Source organism: Jeotgalicoccus nanhaiensis (genome assembly GCF_015235105.1).
GTDB lineage: Bacteria > Bacillota > Bacilli > Staphylococcales > Salinicoccaceae > Jeotgalicoccus > Jeotgalicoccus nanhaiensis.
On the sequence record NZ_JADGLW010000001.1, the window covers coordinates 19,818 to 37,598 of the forward strand.

Sequence of the window (17,781 nt, forward strand, 5' to 3'; positions counted from 1 at the left end):
TGGATGCACCCGTCTCTTGTTCTTACTCTTCAATTTTAAAGTTTTTAATTGTTTTACTGTCAGTATCGATAATTACACCGCTGATTACGCCCTTGCCCTCGTCCGGCACAACGTGGCGTTCAGGCAGATTCGTTATAAATCTGCGGATGACTTCATCTTTTCTGATGCCTAATATGCCGTCTTTAAAACCAGTCATGCCGACGTCAGTGATGTAAACTGTGCCGTTCGGGAGACGCGCGGCGTCATTTGTCTGAACATGCGTGTGCGTGCCGACTACCGCATTGACCCGGCCATCCAGGTGGTAGCCCATGGCGATGGACTCGCTCGTCGTTTCACTGTGGAAATCCACGAAGGCCGCATCGTACGTATTTTCTTCGAGAATTTTATCGATTACCGTGAATGGATTTTCAATCGGCTCGAGGAAACTCCGCGCCTGCAGGTTCACGATTAATAATTTCTTTCCGTTAATATTAACGATGCGGCTGCCGTCGCCCGGTGTACCCTCCGGGAAATTCGCGGGGCGGACCATTTTAACACCCGAGTTTAACAGGTCATACACATCGCGCTTTGCGAAGGCATGGTTGCCAAGCGTGATAAAATCCGCGCCGCCGTTTAAAATTTCCTTATAAGTACTTTCCGTTATCCCTTTGCCGTGGGCCGCATTCTCCCCATTTACAATCGTAAAATGCGCGTTATGCTCTTTTTTCAAGCCCGGCAAATAATTTTTTATCATGCGCCGGCCAATTTTTCCGACTACATCTCCAATGAATAAAATCCTCATCAAATCACCCTATCTATTGTGTTAATTATACATTATTTTGGGGATGTTGGGTGGGTGGATTTTTCGCTCATGCCTACGTATTCTTCATTGCGTGGGCGTGACACGGTCTCATGTATACGTATCTCACGTTGCGTAGGCGTGACATGGTCTCATGTATACGTATTTCACGTTGCGTAGGCGTGACACGGTCTCATGTATACGGTTGTCCATTTGCATAGACATGAGAGGCTCTCATGCCTACGGAACATTCTACTCAACCGGAAAAACCTCTAAATTTACACATCTTTTCAATTATTAATGAACTTTATCTTTATATCGTTGCCTTTTTCTTATTTCACTAAGCGCTGTTACAGAATCATAAAATTTAAAAATGTGTGTAGAAGCTTTTCCCTTACTATCTTGATTACAATATTTCCTTAAAAATTTTGATACAGTCGTTGTATGCACCTGATAATCGATTAAGTGTAAAAGCGATTGCTTTGTAATCGGTTGATTTGAAAATAAATACTTATGATCACTGATCGCTCTGACTATATGTGTTTCGTAACTCTCAACTGATCCGCAGCTGTTACAAATGAATTGAAATTGCCCTTTATTTAAATCAAATTGTTTACAAGAACCGCAATACAGACCGCGTTTCAATTTAGTAATATCAGCATGTTCAACAAAATATGAATTCTTTGCCACTGTATCTCTTATGAGAAGTACAATTTTTTTCGCGTTTTCATTTAATCGTTCAGCCTTATATTCTCTAAAATAGTTCCTTAAATAATTTATCATTATCGTTTGATTCTCTATATTTTTATCTTCTGTAGAAAATCTGAAATCATCATTCATAAAAATAACTTTTCCATCCACTTGAAAACTAATTGGAGTATCATTGCTCAGCTTGATTAATTTACTTTCTGCACGGCTAAGCTGAACATAGGGATTGTTTTCCATATGACTGGCATTTTTACACCATTTATTTCCCTTGTATTCATAATCACCGGATAAGTTTTTAATTTCATTCACCGACACTCCATTATTAGTAACGATAATACTGTCGTACTGAGTCAGTACTTTTCCTATTTTAAGATAAACATCTCTCAATACATAAACATTCTCGTGACCAATTTCATTGAAAATTTTATCATACAGTTTTTCGCCGGCAAATCCTTTTTCTAGATTAAACATTTTATTTTGTTCATCTTTGCTGAGTTCTTTACGAATTTCTAGCGCTTGATAATGCATAAGTTCTGCCGGTGCCATTCTTTTATTTAGAAACATAATCCTTCCTCCTTAAAAAGTACCCTCTACTCTATATATAGGGAGAAACGACGATTTCCTTTTAAAAAAGTTACTTGAATACAAAAATAGCAAAACTGATTTACTTTTTACACAAACTCTTATACTTTTACCTTTTAATGTATGTTACATTTCCGTAACTTATATAGATACTGTTGCTATATTTTGTTATATTTGAGTTTTACAATATCAGTTTATTGGTATGCTAGTAAATTAAATTTATAGATTAATTTATAGATTTTCAGCGCTTTTTTTGTTGGGTTATAGGAGCTCACGTATACGTATTTCTACTTGCGTCGGCATGACAGGGTCTCATGTATACGAAAGACTCGATGCGTTGGTGTGACGGGCGCTCATGTATACGAAAGACGTGGTGCGTCGGTGTGACGGGCGCTCATGTATACGAAAGACGTGGTGCGTCGGCATGACAGGGTCTCATGTATACGAAAGGCTCGATGCGTTGGCATGAGGGTAGCTCATGTATACGAAAGGCTCGATGCGTTGGCATGACAGGGTCTCATGTATACGAAAAACGCGATGCGTTGGCATGAAGGTAGCTCATGTATACGAAAGACGCGGTGCGTTGACATGAAGGAAGCTCATATATACGATTAACGATAATCCTCCCAACAAACCCGCAGAAAACAAAAAGACCAGAGACTTTCGTCTCTGATCTTTTTATTTTGCGTATTCTATGGCCCTCATCTCGCGGACAACTGTCACTTTTATGTGTCCTGGGTATTGCAGTTCGTCTTCTACACGTTTTTTAATGTCTCTTGCAAGACGGTGTGCTTTTAAGTCGTCGATATCTTCAGGGCTTACCATGACGCGGATTTCGCGTCCGGCCTGAATTGCAAATGTTTTTTCTACGCCGTCGTAGCTTTCTGCAATTTCTTCGAGTCTCTCCAGCCGTTTAACGTAATTTTCTAAAGTTTCACGGCGCGCGCCTGGGCGCGCTGCGGAGAGTGCGTCTGCTGCTGCTACGAGAATTGAAATGACACTTGTCGGTTCTACATCACCGTGGTGTGACTGAATCGCATTGATTACCGTATCCTGTTCTTTGTAACGGGTTGCGAGTTCGACTCCGATTTCTACATGGGAGCCTTCAATTTCGTGGTCGATTGCTTTGCCGATGTCATGCAGCAGTCCTGCACGGCGGGCTAAAGCGACATTTCCGCCGAGTTCGCTCGCAAGTATTCCTGCGAGGTAACCGACTTCAATCGAGTGCTTAAGCACATTTTGTCCGTAGCTCAGGCGGTATTTCATCTTGCCCAAGTGTTTTGCAAGTTCGGGGTGCAGATTGTGAATATCGAGTTCAAACGCTGCAGCTTCACCTGCGTCACGGATTTCAGTTTCCATGTTGCGCCGGGCTTTATCCACCATTTCTTCAATGCGTCCAGGGTGGATGCGGCCGTCCTGCACGAGTGCTTCGAGTGCACTTTTGGCAATTTGGCGTCTGATTGGATCAAAACCGGACAGAATTACTGCTTCGGGTGTGTCGTCGATAATAAGATCGACACCTGTCAGCGTTTCAAGCGTTCTGATGTTTCGTCCTTCACGGCCGATAATGCGGCCTTTCATTTCATCGTTCGGTAATGTGACTACTGATACCGTAGACTCACTGGTGTATTCGGCTGCGTAACGCTGCGCTGTAAGTGCGAGCAGTTCACGCGCTTCTTTGTCTACTTCCCGATTTGCTTTTTCTTTCTTTTCTTTAACCATTACAGCCATATCATGTGACAGTTCGTGTTCTACCTGAGAGAACATTTCCTGACGTGCTTCGTCGCGCGTCAATCCGGAGATGCGGGATAATTCTGTTTCTTGCTGACTTATTTTTTCATTAATCTCATTATCCTTGGCATCAACCATTTGCTGTTTTTCTTCAATTTTAGCTTCTTTGTTTTCCAGCATGTCATCTTTCTTATCGAGTGATTCACTCTTCTTGTCAAGCGATGTTTCACGCTGCAATAATCTGTTTTCAAACGCTTTCAAGTCGTTGCGCTGAGTATTCATTTCGCTGTCAAAAGCTTCTTTCAGATTTTGGTTTTCTTCTTTCGCTTCGAGCAGCTTTTCTTTCTTCAGGTTTTCGGATTCCTTTTTAGCTTCGTTTATAATATGCTCAGCTGAAGTCCTTGCCTGACGCTGCTTGTTAGTCAATATATTATTGACAATAAAATATCCGATAACAACACCCAGAATAATACCGATTAGGATAAAGAGAATGTCTATTAAGTCCACAATAAACACCTCCCTAACTAAGGTTCTAAAGTGTGTTAAATATAATATGAGTTTTAATTAAAATATTATATAATTCAATTCTAAATATAATCATAAAGAAAATCAAGCACGAGTATTTATAATACCGGTGCTTGATTCAAAGAACTCAACGTTAATCAGAGTTTAAATATTATTTTAGTTCGTCCTCGTCAAATAAACCTGCGTCTTCTTCAGATTCTTTGCCTGTTTCCTCTTCAGGAACATCTTCGCCGAAGCCGAGTGCAGAACGTAATTTGCGTTCGATTTCCGCAAACAGTTCCGGATTTTCTTTCAGTGTCTTCTTGGCATTTTCTTTACCCTGGCCAAGTCGTTCGCCGTTGTAAGAATACCAAGCACCGCTTTTCTCAACGATATCTTCTTCAACGCTTAAGTCGATAACTTCACCTGTGTGTGAAATACCTTCACCGTACATAATATCCACTTCAGCCACTTTAAACGGCGGAGCTACTTTGTTTTTAACTACTTTAATTTTCGTGCGGTTACCGACAATGTCCTGGCCGATTTTTAAGCTTTCTGCACGGCGGACTTCAAGGCGGACCGAACTGTAGAATTTAAGCGCACGTCCGCCGGTTGTCGTTTCGGGGTTACCGAACATAACTCCGATTTTTTCGCGGACCTGGTTAATGAATATTGCTGTCGTGTTACTTTTCGAAATGGCACCCGACAGTTTTCTTAGAGCCTGTGACATTAGACGCGCCTGCAGACCCATGTGAGAGTCTCCCATTTCGCCTTCGATTTCAGCTCTCGGTGTAAGTGCTGCAACGGAGTCGACAACGACCATGTCTACTGCACCGCTTCGTACGAATGCTTCTGTAATTTCAAGTCCCTGTTCACCGGTGTCGGGCTGTGAAATATATAAGTTATCAATATCTACGCCAAGTTTTGTTGCGTACTCCGGATCAAGTGCATGCTCTGCGTCGATAAAAGCAGCAATGCCGCCGTTTCTCTGTACTTCTGCAATGGCGTGCAGGGCTACAGTCGTTTTACCTGATGATTCCGGTCCGTACACTTCTATAATACGGCCCTGCGGATATCCGCCGACGCCGAGTGCTCTATCTAATGTGACTGATCCCGAAGAAGTTGTTTTAACTTTGCGTCCCGCATCGTCTCCAAGCTTCATAACGGCACCTTTGCCAAATGACTTTTCCATGTTTTTAATAACAGTATCTATCGCTTTATGTCTCTCGTCCATAATGTACCTCCAGTCGTAATCTCATTTATTATTATATCATGCACAAATTAAAAAAGCGAATATATGTTCGCTTCTGAAAACAGAAATTAAATAATTGCGGACAGTATTTCTATAACCGTAAACAATCCTTATAAAACAAAGAAAACTGCAGTGAAATCACCGCAGTTTTTCTTATTTTTTATCCGCTTTAAAGACGTCGCGGCCTTTGTAGAAGTATTCTATTGCAGACAGTATCGTAAAGAATACCGCGATATACATAAACCAGTGACCCGGTGAGAACGGAACATATGCAGTGAAAATATCACCGAATAAGAGAAAGACGAGCGCCAGCATCTGGAAAACTGTTTTAATTTTCCCGAGCTGCCCTGCTGCAGAGACGAACCCCTGCTCTATCTGCAGAAGGCGGAGTCCCGTTACAGCGAATTCTCTCGCTATAATTACGACAGCAATCCAGCTCGAAATCGTATGCCATTCAACGAGCACAATCAAGCCTGTAGTCACGAGAAGTTTATCGGCTAATGGATCTAAGAACTTGCCCATGTTCGTAATCATATTCCACTTCCGCGCAAGATAGCCGTCTAAGAAATCGGTCAAGGCAGCCAGCACAAATATCACCGCTGCGATAAACTGTTCGATCAGAATGACTTCCCCGCCGAGAAAGGTCATTGTGCCGAAGCCGAAATCAAGGAGTGCAAAGATTAAAAAGACCGGAATTAAAACGACTCTGAAAACGGTCAGCCAGTTAGGTATGTTCATTATTGTCACTCCCTTGTGATGTTAAATTGATAATAAACCGTCACCGTGTCACCGCGTTGCGAGTTATCGACACTGGTGCCGTTTAAAGAAATATCGAATGAAGTTGAATTGCCGAGCGCGAGATTGACAACTGCTGCTTCAGGATCAATGTCAAAAGTGCCGCCGTCCGACTCCTCGTACAGATAGTTATTGTCAAGGTCATCCGTTAAGCTGACCCAGGAGGATTCATTACCCGACAGTTCGAGTGTCAATTCCTCAGGAGCTGTGACATTATAAACCAGCGTATTGCCTTCGCGGTTGACAAAGTTCACTGACGTCTCCGGTTCTTCTGCCGCTTCCTCTTCTGCTTCTTCAGCCGGCTCTTCTGACTCTTCTTCCGCCGGACTTTCTTCAGGTGCTTCCTCTTCTTCTTCCTTGTCAGCGGTGAGGTCAGTTACTTCATTCTCTGTTTCATATATTCTTTTCGTCTCGAAAATATCACCTTGGGAGCCGATCTGCAGGAGCACCAGCCAGACGGCAAAGAGCACGAGAATCATCGTAATAAAACCAAACAGCACCTTTTTTAAGTACTGTAAATCCTGATTGGATTTCTGATTACGCTTTTGATTATCAGTTCTAGTGTCCGGGATTTCATCCTGGAAACGCTCCAGCAGCTGTTCAGCATCCAGGTTCAGGAAATCCGCGTATTTTCGAATTAGAAAACGCGTATGTTTTGGTTCCGGCAAGAGCGTCAGGTCACCGGCTTCAATAATTTGAAGCACGCTTCGTTTAATACCGGAACCGCGCTCCATTTCTTTTAAGGTGATGCCTGATTTTTCACGTTTATTTTGTAAATATGTCCCAAGTTTCATAGTTTGTTAGCTCCAATTAGAAAAAGTCCATATTGTCACTTTCGAACCAGTGACGTTTCTTATGTTTTTCATAAGTGATTTCCTGATCTTCGTGTTCTCGGATTTCGATAATATAATCAAAGTCTTCCTGCTTTAATTTAAAGAATGAATCATCGATCAGCAGGTCCGGATGTTCCACAACTGTTGTACCGTCGTAGTTAAGCACCTGGTTCACGAGACGCTTATGATCCGTATTTGTAGATTTCGATGTTACCGCGCCGTCGATAATGTAAACATTGCCTTTATCGAATTCCTGCTTGTGGAGACTCGTGCGTTCGGTTTGTTTTAACATGGTCGATGATAAAAACAGCCATTTGTCGCCGGCCGATACACTTCCGGCAACGACTGACTCTGTCTTCCCGACCCGCGGCATGCCGCGTACACCGATTAAAAAAGTCTCATCGATAGCGAACAGAATAGCAAGGAAGTCTACAACGACACTGATTTCAGCACGTGTAAACCTGAAAATATTTTTGTTTTCCTCCGCCCGCTTTATAAATCTGCCGTGGCGGAGCGTCAGCCGGTCTGTAATGGTCGGCGTCCGCATTTTGCCGACTTCAATTTCATCGACATGACGGCAGATCCATTTAAAACGTTCCAGCTTCCACAAATTATCGGTACGGAGCAGCAGGGCGCGCTGCGAGACTTCAACACCGTTAATCGTTTTAATGCTGAGACCGATATTTCCCATCAGACTCAAAATATCGCCGAGCAGCCCCGGCCGGTCATCGAGGTTTTTATATTCCAAATAGACTTCTTCGTCGCGTTCCGGATAAAAATTAGGTTTCTCAGTATTCACGTATACCATCCCCCGTTAATTTTCAAAACTTCTCCAGTAATGCTGCGCGCATTTTCTGACAGCAAGTATTCCGCCGCCGAAGCGACCTCCCGTGGTTCGATTAAGCGCCCTTGCGGTAGGTCTTCCAGCATCATTGCGATGTCTTCTTCAGACAGCTTTAAGGTCATTTTACCACGGACGACACCGGGTGCTACAGCATTAACTGTAATATTCGACGGCGCGAGTTCCTTGGCGAGCGATTTGACCAGTGTTTCCTGGGCCCCTTTAAAGGTGCTGTAGATGCTTTCCATGCTCGCACCGTAAGTGCCCCAGACACTTGAGATTACGATAATGCTCGCACGACGGCTCCGTCTCAGCTTCGGCAGCAGCACCTTGATAAAAGTAATCAGTGCCCTCACGCTTACGTTGTACTGGCCGTCGACCTGTTCTAAAGTCGTATCCTGTATTAATTCAAACAGCGCTTCACCCGGTGTGAAAATCAGTGTATCGACTGTTTTCACACCGCTGAAGCAGCCTGCAAGCTCACTTTCTGAAAACGGCTGTGACAAGTCGAGATAGTGGTGCGTACTGTCAAATTCCGGCGTGTTTTTGTGTGAGAATGTAATAATTTTATCATTTTTTAAACATTCGTGAATACATTTTCCGATATCACCCGTTGCACCGACTAAAACGACATTACTCATAAGCTTTCACAATCACTTCGACCATGTTTTTCGTGTCGATTGAACTGTTAAAGTAGTTTTTAATATCTTCCAGTGTAATACTATCGATTACTTTCGGCACGTTATATAAATCATAACCGTCGAAATAATATTTCGTAAACTGGTTGGCAATATACTCAGGCGAGTTCAAGCTCGTTAAGTAATCTCCCATGAGCTCGCGTTTCTGGCTCTGAAGACGTTTTTCAGAAAAGAAGTCAGTCGTTTTAACTTCGTCGATAATACGCACGATTTCCGCCGTAAACGTTTCATAATCATCCGTTTCCGCTGCCATCAGCGTATGTCTCACCATTTCTTCTTCCTGATAGGCGAAGTTAAATGAATCATCGACGATGCCGCGTTCAAGAAGATCTTCGTAATATGGCGACTGTTCACCGAAGACCATATCGAGGGCAAAGAGCATCGCTGCATCTCGGCGCTCTCTGACCGCATTGTCGCTGTCATCCGGCAGTGTTTTAAAGCCGAGCATCACTTTAGGTGTCGATACCGCAAGCTCCATTACTTTCTCTTTAGTTTTAACCGCGTAAGGCTCTTCCGGTATAAAACGTTCGATATCCGACGGCTCGAAATCTGGCCGTGAATTCTGATGCGCTTCTATATAAGCGAAAGTTTCTTCTATATTAAAGTCGCCCGCTAAAATCATTACCATATTATCCGGCGCATAGAACGTCTTATGGCATAAGTACAAATGCTCCGCCGTAATTTCCGAAATCGACTCAAGCGTCCCCGCAATATCGATAGCGACCGGTGAATTTTCGTACATAGCGTTCAGCGTTTCGTGGTACAGACGGTAGCCTGGATTATCCTGGTACATTTTAATTTCTTCATTGATAATGCCGATTTCCTTCTCTACTTTTTCAGGAGTAAAGTACGGTATTTCCACCATATCCATTAAAAGCTGGAGATTTTCAAAGAAGTTTTCCGTCGTGCTGAACAGGTAGCTCGTTCTGTCAATCGATGTAAAGGCGTTCGCACTCGCACCCATTTCAGAAAACTTGTTGAAGACGTCGCCCGCTTCTTTATCGAACATTTTATGCTCTAAAAAGTGCGCAATGCCGTCCGGCACATTGTGGACTTCGCCGTGAGCTTTAAAGTGATTGTCCACAGAACCGTACTTCGCCGTGTAGGTGGCAAATTTTTTATTGTAGCCTTTTTTATCGATGATAAATACCTCAAGGCCGTTATCCATCACCTGTTTATGAACGACTTCATCCAGGTGGTCATAGCGGACTGTTGTATATTTATTGGTCATTGTCTATACCGCCTTTCAGCGTAAATACTGTATCGAGTTTAATTTTTTCTGCGATGCGGATGACATCCGCTTTCGTAATCGCTTGGAGCTGTTCAGTCCAGCTCTTCACCGGTGCTGTTACAGACTGTTCTTTTAAAAGCGTGTTGTAATTTAAGGAAATTAAACCGCGCGGCTTGTCCATCGATTCCTTTCGGCTCGACAGCATATTGCGTTTAATTTCTTCGACAAAGGATGCTTCAAAGTCACCGTCGGTGACGCGCTTAAGTTCGCGCTTCACTGCATCTTCAAACACTTGAATATTGCCATTGTCCACACCCGCCAGCACAAACATGTAGCCGTTTTTTACATCGACCTGTGAATGAATCGAATATGCCAGGCTCATTTTTTCGCGGATATTCGTAAAGAGAAGAGATGCCGCACTGCCGCCGAACAGCTGATTAAAGACATTCAGCGCCATGACATCTCCGGGCTCTGAATACTGCACACGGAAACCGAGGTTCACTTTCGCCTGCTCAATCCGCTCATGTGCTGTTTTATATTTTACTTCGGGAACATCCCGTACCGGATAGCCTTTATACGGATACATTTTCGTCTCCTCGTGACTGTGCAGGCGTGATAAGTAATCAAATACCTTATCTTCTACCTTGCCCGCAACGAGGATAGACATATCATCCTCTGTCATCATGCTCCTGTGGGCGTCCTTCACATCATCAAGAGTTAAACGCTCTAAATCGTCTAAATCACCGAACGATAAGTGTTTATAATCTTCTGTTTCAAACATCGTTTCGAGCAGCATTTCAAAGGCGCGCTGCGAATGATTATCGCGCATGCTCTTCAGGCGGTTCGTCATCAGGCGCTTTTCACGCTCAAAAAATGCTTCATCCGAGTCATCGTAATTAAACGGCGTATGCAATACGTCTTTTAAGAGTTCTGTAATATCATTCAGCATGTCGATATCTTCCATAATGAATTTATCATTGACGAATTCAATTGAGAATTTAACGATATGATCGCTGCCTTTTTTGACAACATTCGATGTTAAATGCGCACCGTAATGTTCTGCCAGATATTCAAGCAGCACTGCATTTGACGTAAATTTTTCTGTCTGTTTAATCATCATGCGGCTGAGCAGACTGCGTACAGTCACACTGCCGCCCGTGAGTGGCGTTCTGAAATAGACGCTCACGACGACTGTTTTAAATTTTTCTGTATATATTTTTACAATTGGCACATTATTAATGACTCTTTTGTCTACACCCTGCATTAAAAAAACTCCTAACTAATCTTCATGGTTTTCAATCAGGACACTGCGCGGCTTGGAGCCGCTCGCGGGTCCGATCACCCCGTTCGCTTCCAAATCATCGACGAGACGCGCTGCACGGTTGTAGCCGACTCTGAACTGGCGCTGCAGAAGACTTGCCGACGCGCGCTGTTCTTCGATTACAAACCATTTTGCATCCGGATAAAGTTCATCTTCCGATTCAACCGGCGCACTTACTGTCTCCTTCTGATTCATTATAACTGATTTCTCATAATTTGCTTTCATCTGATCTGTAATAAACTTCACGATATCCGTCACTTCATCATCATCGAGGAAAGCACCCTGGACGCGGATCGGCTTCGAACGGCCGGACGGCAGGAACAGCATGTCCCCGCGTCCGAGCAGTTTCTCTGCACCCATCGAATCGATAATTGTCCGTGAGTCCGTCTGAGAACTTACACTGAAGGCGATTCTCGACGGAATATTCGCTTTAATAATACCCGTAATAACATCGACAGACGGACGCTGGGTGGCGATAATTAAATGAATACCCGCTGCCCGCGCCATCTGTGCAATACGCGTAATCGACGCTTCCACATCTTTTGAAGCCACCATCATTAAGTCCGCGAGCTCATCGACGATAACGACGATGTAAGGCAGTTTCTGCACTTTCTCAGGATCATCTGCCTGGCGCTCCAGATACTGGTTGTAAGCTTCAATATTTCTCGTATGCGATGCACTGAAGAGGTCGTATCTTCTTTCCATTTCACTCACGATGCGGTTTAAGGCATCGCTTGCTTTCTGCGGATTCGTGACCACCGGCGCTAACAGATGCGGAATACCGTTATAGACGTTCAGCTCAACCATTTTCGGGTCGATCATCATCATTTTAACTTCATGCGGTTTCGCATTTAAGAGAATGCTGACGATAATGCCGTTAATACATACCGACTTACCGCTTCCTGTTGATCCTGCGACGAGCAGGTGAGGCATCTTATTGAGTTCAGCCATTATCGGCGCACCGGAAATATCTTTACCGAGTGCGACTTCAAGCGGATTGTCCGATGACTTCCGTTTAATCACTTCGCGCAGCGTAACCATGCTGACAACTGAATTCGGCACTTCGATGCCGACTGCTGATTTGCCCGGTATCGGCGCTTCAATGCGGATATCTTTTGCAGCTAAACTGAGCGCAATATCGTTTTGAAGATTGATGATTTTAGATACTTTCACTCCGACGTCAGGCTGAATTTCAAACTGCGTTACAGCAGGACCGATGCGGATTTTAGACACTTTCGCATTGACATTAAAGTTCTTGAGCGTTTCTTCCAGAATACGCCCCTGCTGGATGACTTCCTTGTTGCTAACTTTCTCGCCCGGTTCTGCATCGTTGAGCAGGTCAATCGACGGCAGCTTGTACTCGATAAGCTGCTTGAGTTCTTTATCATCGAACTCTTCGAATTCACTGTCAGCTGCCTCGCCTTCAGGAATATCAACTGCACCATCATCATCCGGCGTGTCGTATTCAAGTTCTTTTTTCTCAGCAACTTCTTTTTCTATCTCAAGCGCGTGATCTTTTGCGGTCGTATCTTCAGGCGCCTCTATATCTTTATATTCTTCCATCAGAATTTCCGAATCGTAGACTTCCGGTTCAACATATTCGTCGGCTTCTTCTAAGAGTGAATCTGTTTCAGGCTCATCTTTCTTACTGAAGCGCGCCTTCCGTTTTTTGTCGGTACGCTTTTCAAGCGGGCTGTCTTCGGCCGGCGTTTCAATAATCGGTTCTGATTTTGCTTTTGGTTTTGATGTCGGTTTCTTTTTGACTTCTTTTTCTTTCTTCGGACGGTTCTGGAACCATTCAGCCAGTCTTTCAAACAGGCTGACGATTCCAGCGCCGATGGCAGTCAGTCCCCGGATAACAAAATTAAAGTCATTCCGGAGCGACTCCTCAATGCTCTTGTGACGGACGATAATAATACTCATATAAATGAAGATTAAGCCGATTAAGAGCGTCCCGAAGAAGCTGATGCTAGTCGCTGAAAAATTGAATAAGGTCTGGCCGATAATACCGCCGCCGGTAAAGTCAAAACCCGGCTCTCTCGTCATGACGAGCATATCGTTAAAACTGAAATAATTGTCTGTTCTCGGACGGTCCGATAAATACAAGATCGAGTGCAGCAGGAACAAGAGGCCAAACTGCATCATTAAATAGCCGAGCATGCGTTTTGTAAACGGGAATTTTAAATGTGTCGCCAAATAGAAACTCGCGAGCAATAACACGAGGTATGTAAAGTAGCGGCTTGTGCCAAAAAGAAAATTAAACACTGCATCGGTATATTCCCCGACGAGGCCCAGCTGGAATACTGTAATGATAAGTAAAATAATAATGATTAAAGCAAAACTCGCATAATACGTTTTCTTATCATTGTTTTTCTTTTTCGCAGTGCGCTTTCGTTTAGTCGCCATCTTTTACCACCTTCATTTTCACTTTTTAATTATAACAACGGAGATATAAGGTTATCCTAATATCTCCGCCGGTTTACACTCTATTATATTTCAGAAATGATTGGAATAATCATCGGACGACGCTTCGTTTCATCGTATAGGAATTTGCCAAGGTCATCTCTGATATTTTGTTTTAAGACACTCCATTCAATTTTGCCCGCACTGATATTGTCTTCGACAATACCTCTGACGTGCTCGGATGCTTCTTTTATCAGCGCTTCCGATTCTTTCACGTAGACGAATCCGCGGGATTGAATTTCAGGTCCTGCCGTAATTGATCTCGTCTCACGGTTAATAGTAACAACCGCGATAAAGATCCCGTCTTCAGAGAGCAGTCTGCGGTCCCGCAGCACAATGTTGCCGACATCGCCGACACCGCTGCCGTCAATCAGGACGTTGCCTGCTTCGACTTTTTCGGTACTGAACATCTTCTCGCCGTCATACTGAACAACGTCCCCTTTTTCAAGCAGGAAAATATTTTCTGCCTTCACACCTGTTTCAGATGCGAGACGCGCGTGCGCAATCTGGCTTTTAAATTCACCCTGAACAGGAATAAAGTATTCCGGTTTAAAGATATTCAGCATCATTTTAAGCTCTTCTGCAAGTCCGTGGCCTGAAGCGTGAATATTTTTCGACGGTGTGTTGATTACAGCACCGGCCTTAACGAGTTCGTTAAGCGTCGTGTACAGGACAACTTCCATGTTCGATGAAGGCGTCGTTAAAATATACACTTCGTCGCCTTCTTTAATATTTGTTACTTCGTGCTGGCCGCGCGACATTTTGCCGAGCGCTTCGATCGGTTCACCCTGTGAACCTGTAGCGATAATAACAACTTCATTGTCCGGGTAGTCTTTAATTTCATGACTCGGCAGAAGCAGACCGTCCGGAATATCGAAATATCCGAGCTTTCTCGCTACTTTAAATGATGATTCAAGCGTGCGTCCGAGGAACGACACTTTGCGGTTTACTTTCGCAGCATTGGTCAGCACCTGCTGGATGCGTACGAAGTTCGACGCGTAGCATGATACGATAATGCGGTTTTTAGACTTCTGGAAGGCGTCTAAAATGTGGTCTTCGATTAAATTCTCCGCCACGTTGTAGCCCGGTTTCTCAGCTTCTGTCGAATCGCTGATCAGCGCGAGCGTTTTATTCTTCTCGGCGAGTGAATACATCTTCGCCATATTGTAGTCGTAGTTGCCTTTTAAGCTCTGGTCGAATTTAAATTCGCCGGTGTAGACGACTGCACCGTAAGGTGTATTCATACTGATGCCGTATGAATCCGGGATACTGTGGGATGTTTCGAAAAATTCCACGTTCGTATCGCCGAACTTCATAACAGATTCATTGTTGATTGCATAAAACTTAACTTTCTTTTTAACGTTCTTCTCTTTCAGACGTTCTTTAATTAAAGCAAGGGTTAAACGGGAGCCGTAAACAGGTACGTTTAATTCTTGAATAATGTAAGGAATTGCACCGATTGAGTCTTCATGTCCGTGTGTAACAAAAATCGCTTTCAGGCGATCTTTGTTCTCGAGAACGTATGAAATATCGGGTATGACAATGTCGATACCCAGCATTTCATCTTCCGGGAACATTAGACCTGCATCGAGAATAAACATATCGTCGTCAACTTCAACGACATACATGTTTTTTGCAATCTCGCCAACGCCGCCGAGAGGAACGATTTTCACATGTGCTTTTTTACTTTCTTTCTTCACATTGATGTCCTCCTTTGTTAATATCCGGCAGTTATTTTAGTCTTCTTTTTTCTCTTTATCTGTCTCCAGTAATTCTTTGCGCGATGCGTTAACGCGTCCCTGGTTATCGATATTCGTTACTTTAACGAGGATTTTATCGCCTATTTTAACGACATCTTCAACCTTGTTGACACGTGTATTGTCGAGCTGGGAAATATGCACGAGTGCATCCTTGCCCGGGAAGAGCTGAACGAAGGCGCCGAATTTCTCGATGCGGCGCACCTCGCCGTTATAAATTTCGCCGACAACCGCTTCGCGTGTAATATCTTCGATAATTTTACGCGCTTCTTTAATTGCTTCCTGGTCGCTCGAACCGATGTAGACAGTACCATCCTGTTCGATATCCAGTTTAACACCTGTCGCGTCGATAATTTCATTAATTTTCTTACCGCCCGGTCCAATAACGTCGCGGATTTTAGCAGGTTTAATATGCATAACTTCAACTTTCGGCGCGTGTGCTGATAGTTCAGTGCGCGGCGCGTTGATTGTTGCAAGCATATTATCCAAAATGTGCAGGCGGCCGATGCGTGCCTGCTCAAGCGCTTCCTGTAAAATCCCTTCATCTAAACCGTCGATTTTAATATCCATCTGAATCGCAGTAATTCCTTTCGGAGTTCCCGCAACTTTAAAGTCCATATCTCCAAGTGCATCTTCCATGCCCTGAATATCAGACAGAATTGTGTAATTTTCATCTTTCTTAACAAGACCCATAGCAATGCCCGCTACCGGTGCTTTAATCGGCACACCTGCATCCATTAAGGCTAATGTCGAACCGCAGATCGATGCCTGTGAAGAAGAACCGTTCGATTCAAGTACTTCAGACACGACGCGAATCGTGTACGGGAAGTCCGTTTCATTCGGGATAACCTGCAACAGCGCACGTTCCCCGAGTGCTCCGTGACCGATTTCGCGGCGACCCGGTCCGCGGATTGGACCTGTTTCACCGACAGAGAAATTCGGGAAGTTATAGTGGTGCATGTAGCGTTTGTTGTCTTCTGTGCCGAGACCGTCGATAATCTGGTGCTCGCCGAGGCCGCCGAGCGTTGCAACAGACAGCGCCTGAGTCTGTCCGCGTGTAAATAAAGCTGAACCGTGCGTGCGCGGAAGCAGTCCCACCTGTGAATTTAAGGGGCGGATTTCTGCCGGTTCGCGGCCGTCAGGACGGATTTTATCGTCTGTAATTAGACGGCGGACTTCAGCTTTAACAAGGTCGTCGAAAATAGCCGATGCATCTGCTGCGAGTGCGTCGTAATCTTCAGCATCTTCGTCGAGACTTGCGATAATATCCTGCTTGACTGAAGAAATGTTTTCTTCGCGTGTCTGCTTGTCGTTCTCCTGAATTTTAGCATACAGGTCCATGCTTTCAGCCTGAGCTGTAATCTGTGCGCGGAAGTCCTCGTCAATCTGCTCGATTTCAACTTCGCGTTTAACAGGTTTAATTTCAGCAATTGCATCGTTCTGGAACTGGACAAGCTCCTTAATGTTTTCGTGACCGAAAAGAATCGCTTTTAACATAATATCTTCAGGAATTTCCTGTGCCGCTGCTTCCACCATGTTTACTGCGTCGTAAGTCCCCGCAACCTGGAGTTCAAGTTCCGATTTCTCCTGCTGCTCCACTGTCGGATTGATGATAAACTCCCCGTCGATTAAGCCGACAGTAACACCCGCAATCGGGCCGTCAAAAGGAATATCCGAGACGCTAAGCGCCATTGAAGATCCGAGCATTGCTGCCATTTCGGGAGATGCATCATTATCTACAGAAAGCACTATAGACATTACCTGTACGTCGTGACGGTAGCCGTCCGGGAACAGGGGACGAATCGGTCTGTCGATTAGACGGCTCGTGAGCGTCGCATCTTCACTCGGACGCCCTTCACGCTTGTTGAAGCCGCCGGGAATTTTCCCCGCTGCGTACATTTTCTCCTCGTAAGCTACTGTTAACGGGAAGAAACCGATATTTTTCGGTTCTTTCGATCCTGTCGCTGTAGAGAGCACTACTGTATCGCCGTAACGTACAAGTACAGAACCGCTCGCCTGCTTAGCCATCTCTCCGTACTCTATAATAAGCGGGCGGCCGCCCCACTCAGTTTCAAACACTTGTTTAGTCTGTTCATTCATAATTTGTTTTCTCTCCTTAGCTTTGGCACTTATAATTATCATATCATTTTTGCTGTGAAATATATATATAAAAAGGTGGCGGGTTTTAGAGCGCTGGCGGGGGTTGCGTGCCTGTGGGAGGTGCTCATTGTCACTAGGACGGCGCTGCGCGACTATGAATTCCGCTCATTGTCACTAAGACGGCGCT

13 protein-coding genes are annotated in these 17,781 nt (G+C 44.3%); all 13 read right to left on the bottom strand.

Translation table 11 applies throughout. From position 1 onward, the window contains the following. Positions 1–22: 22 nt before the first annotated feature. Positions 23–781: a TIGR00282 family metallophosphoesterase gene (locus IR135_RS00085; RefSeq protein ID WP_115884698.1), complete on the bottom strand. Its 759-nt coding sequence runs from the start codon at positions 779–781 to the stop codon at positions 23–25. Between the two features lie 294 nt (positions 782–1,075). Beyond that, a complete protein-coding gene (locus IR135_RS00090) occupies positions 1,076–2,050 on the bottom strand; it encodes a nuclease-related domain-containing protein (RefSeq protein ID WP_135095612.1) in 975 nt (324 codons plus the stop codon). A gap of 696 nt (positions 2,051–2,746) precedes the next feature. Beyond that, on the bottom strand, positions 2,747–4,306 hold the full coding sequence (rny, locus tag IR135_RS00095) for a ribonuclease Y (RefSeq protein ID WP_135095614.1): 1,560 nt from the start codon (positions 4,304–4,306) through the stop codon (positions 2,747–2,749). Between the two features lie 169 nt (positions 4,307–4,475). Next, a complete protein-coding gene (gene recA / locus IR135_RS00100; protein WP_115885813.1) occupies positions 4,476–5,537 on the bottom strand; it encodes a recombinase RecA in 1,062 nt (353 codons plus the stop codon). A 171-nt stretch (positions 5,538–5,708) separates the two neighbouring features. Next, positions 5,709–6,293: a CDP-diacylglycerol--glycerol-3-phosphate 3-phosphatidyltransferase gene (gene pgsA, locus IR135_RS00105; RefSeq protein ID WP_135095616.1), complete on the bottom strand. Its 585-nt coding sequence runs from the start codon at positions 6,291–6,293 to the stop codon at positions 5,709–5,711. 5 nt (positions 6,294–6,298) lie between these two features. Then, positions 6,299–7,144, bottom strand: coding sequence for a helix-turn-helix domain-containing protein (locus IR135_RS00110; RefSeq protein ID WP_135095618.1), 846 nt, complete (start codon positions 7,142–7,144; stop codon positions 6,299–6,301). A 16-nt stretch (positions 7,145–7,160) separates the two neighbouring features. After that, positions 7,161–7,991 (bottom strand): DUF3388 domain-containing protein, encoded by an 831-nt coding sequence (locus IR135_RS00115; protein WP_135095620.1) that lies wholly within the window; start codon positions 7,989–7,991, stop codon positions 7,161–7,163. Further along, positions 7,979–8,665 (bottom strand): SDR family NAD(P)-dependent oxidoreductase, encoded by a 687-nt coding sequence (locus IR135_RS00120; protein WP_135095622.1) that lies wholly within the window; start codon positions 8,663–8,665, stop codon positions 7,979–7,981. The genes IR135_RS00115 and IR135_RS00120 overlap by 13 nt, the downstream gene beginning before the upstream one ends. Next, positions 8,658–9,953, bottom strand: a complete 1,296-nt coding sequence (gene yfmH, locus IR135_RS00125) for an EF-P 5-aminopentanol modification-associated protein YfmH (RefSeq protein WP_135095624.1) — start codon at positions 9,951–9,953, stop codon at positions 8,658–8,660. The genes IR135_RS00120 and yfmH overlap by 8 nt, the downstream gene beginning before the upstream one ends. Then, on the bottom strand, positions 9,943–11,217 hold the full coding sequence (gene yfmF, locus IR135_RS00130) for an EF-P 5-aminopentanol modification-associated protein YfmF (RefSeq protein WP_135095625.1): 1,275 nt from the start codon (positions 11,215–11,217) through the stop codon (positions 9,943–9,945). Before yfmF ends, yfmH begins: the two co-directional genes overlap by 11 nt. A gap of 15 nt (positions 11,218–11,232) precedes the next feature. Next, positions 11,233–13,680, bottom strand: coding sequence for an FtsK/SpoIIIE family DNA translocase (locus IR135_RS00135; protein ID WP_135095627.1), 2,448 nt, complete (start codon positions 13,678–13,680; stop codon positions 11,233–11,235). Between the two features lie 83 nt (positions 13,681–13,763). Further along, entirely contained in the window at positions 13,764–15,443 is a 1,680-nt protein-coding gene (locus IR135_RS00140; protein WP_135095629.1) for a ribonuclease J, read from the bottom strand. Between the two features lie 30 nt (positions 15,444–15,473). Further along, entirely contained in the window at positions 15,474–17,594 is a 2,121-nt protein-coding gene (gene pnp, locus IR135_RS00145) for a polyribonucleotide nucleotidyltransferase (protein ID WP_135095631.1), read from the bottom strand. Between the last annotated feature and the right edge of the window lie 187 nt (positions 17,595–17,781).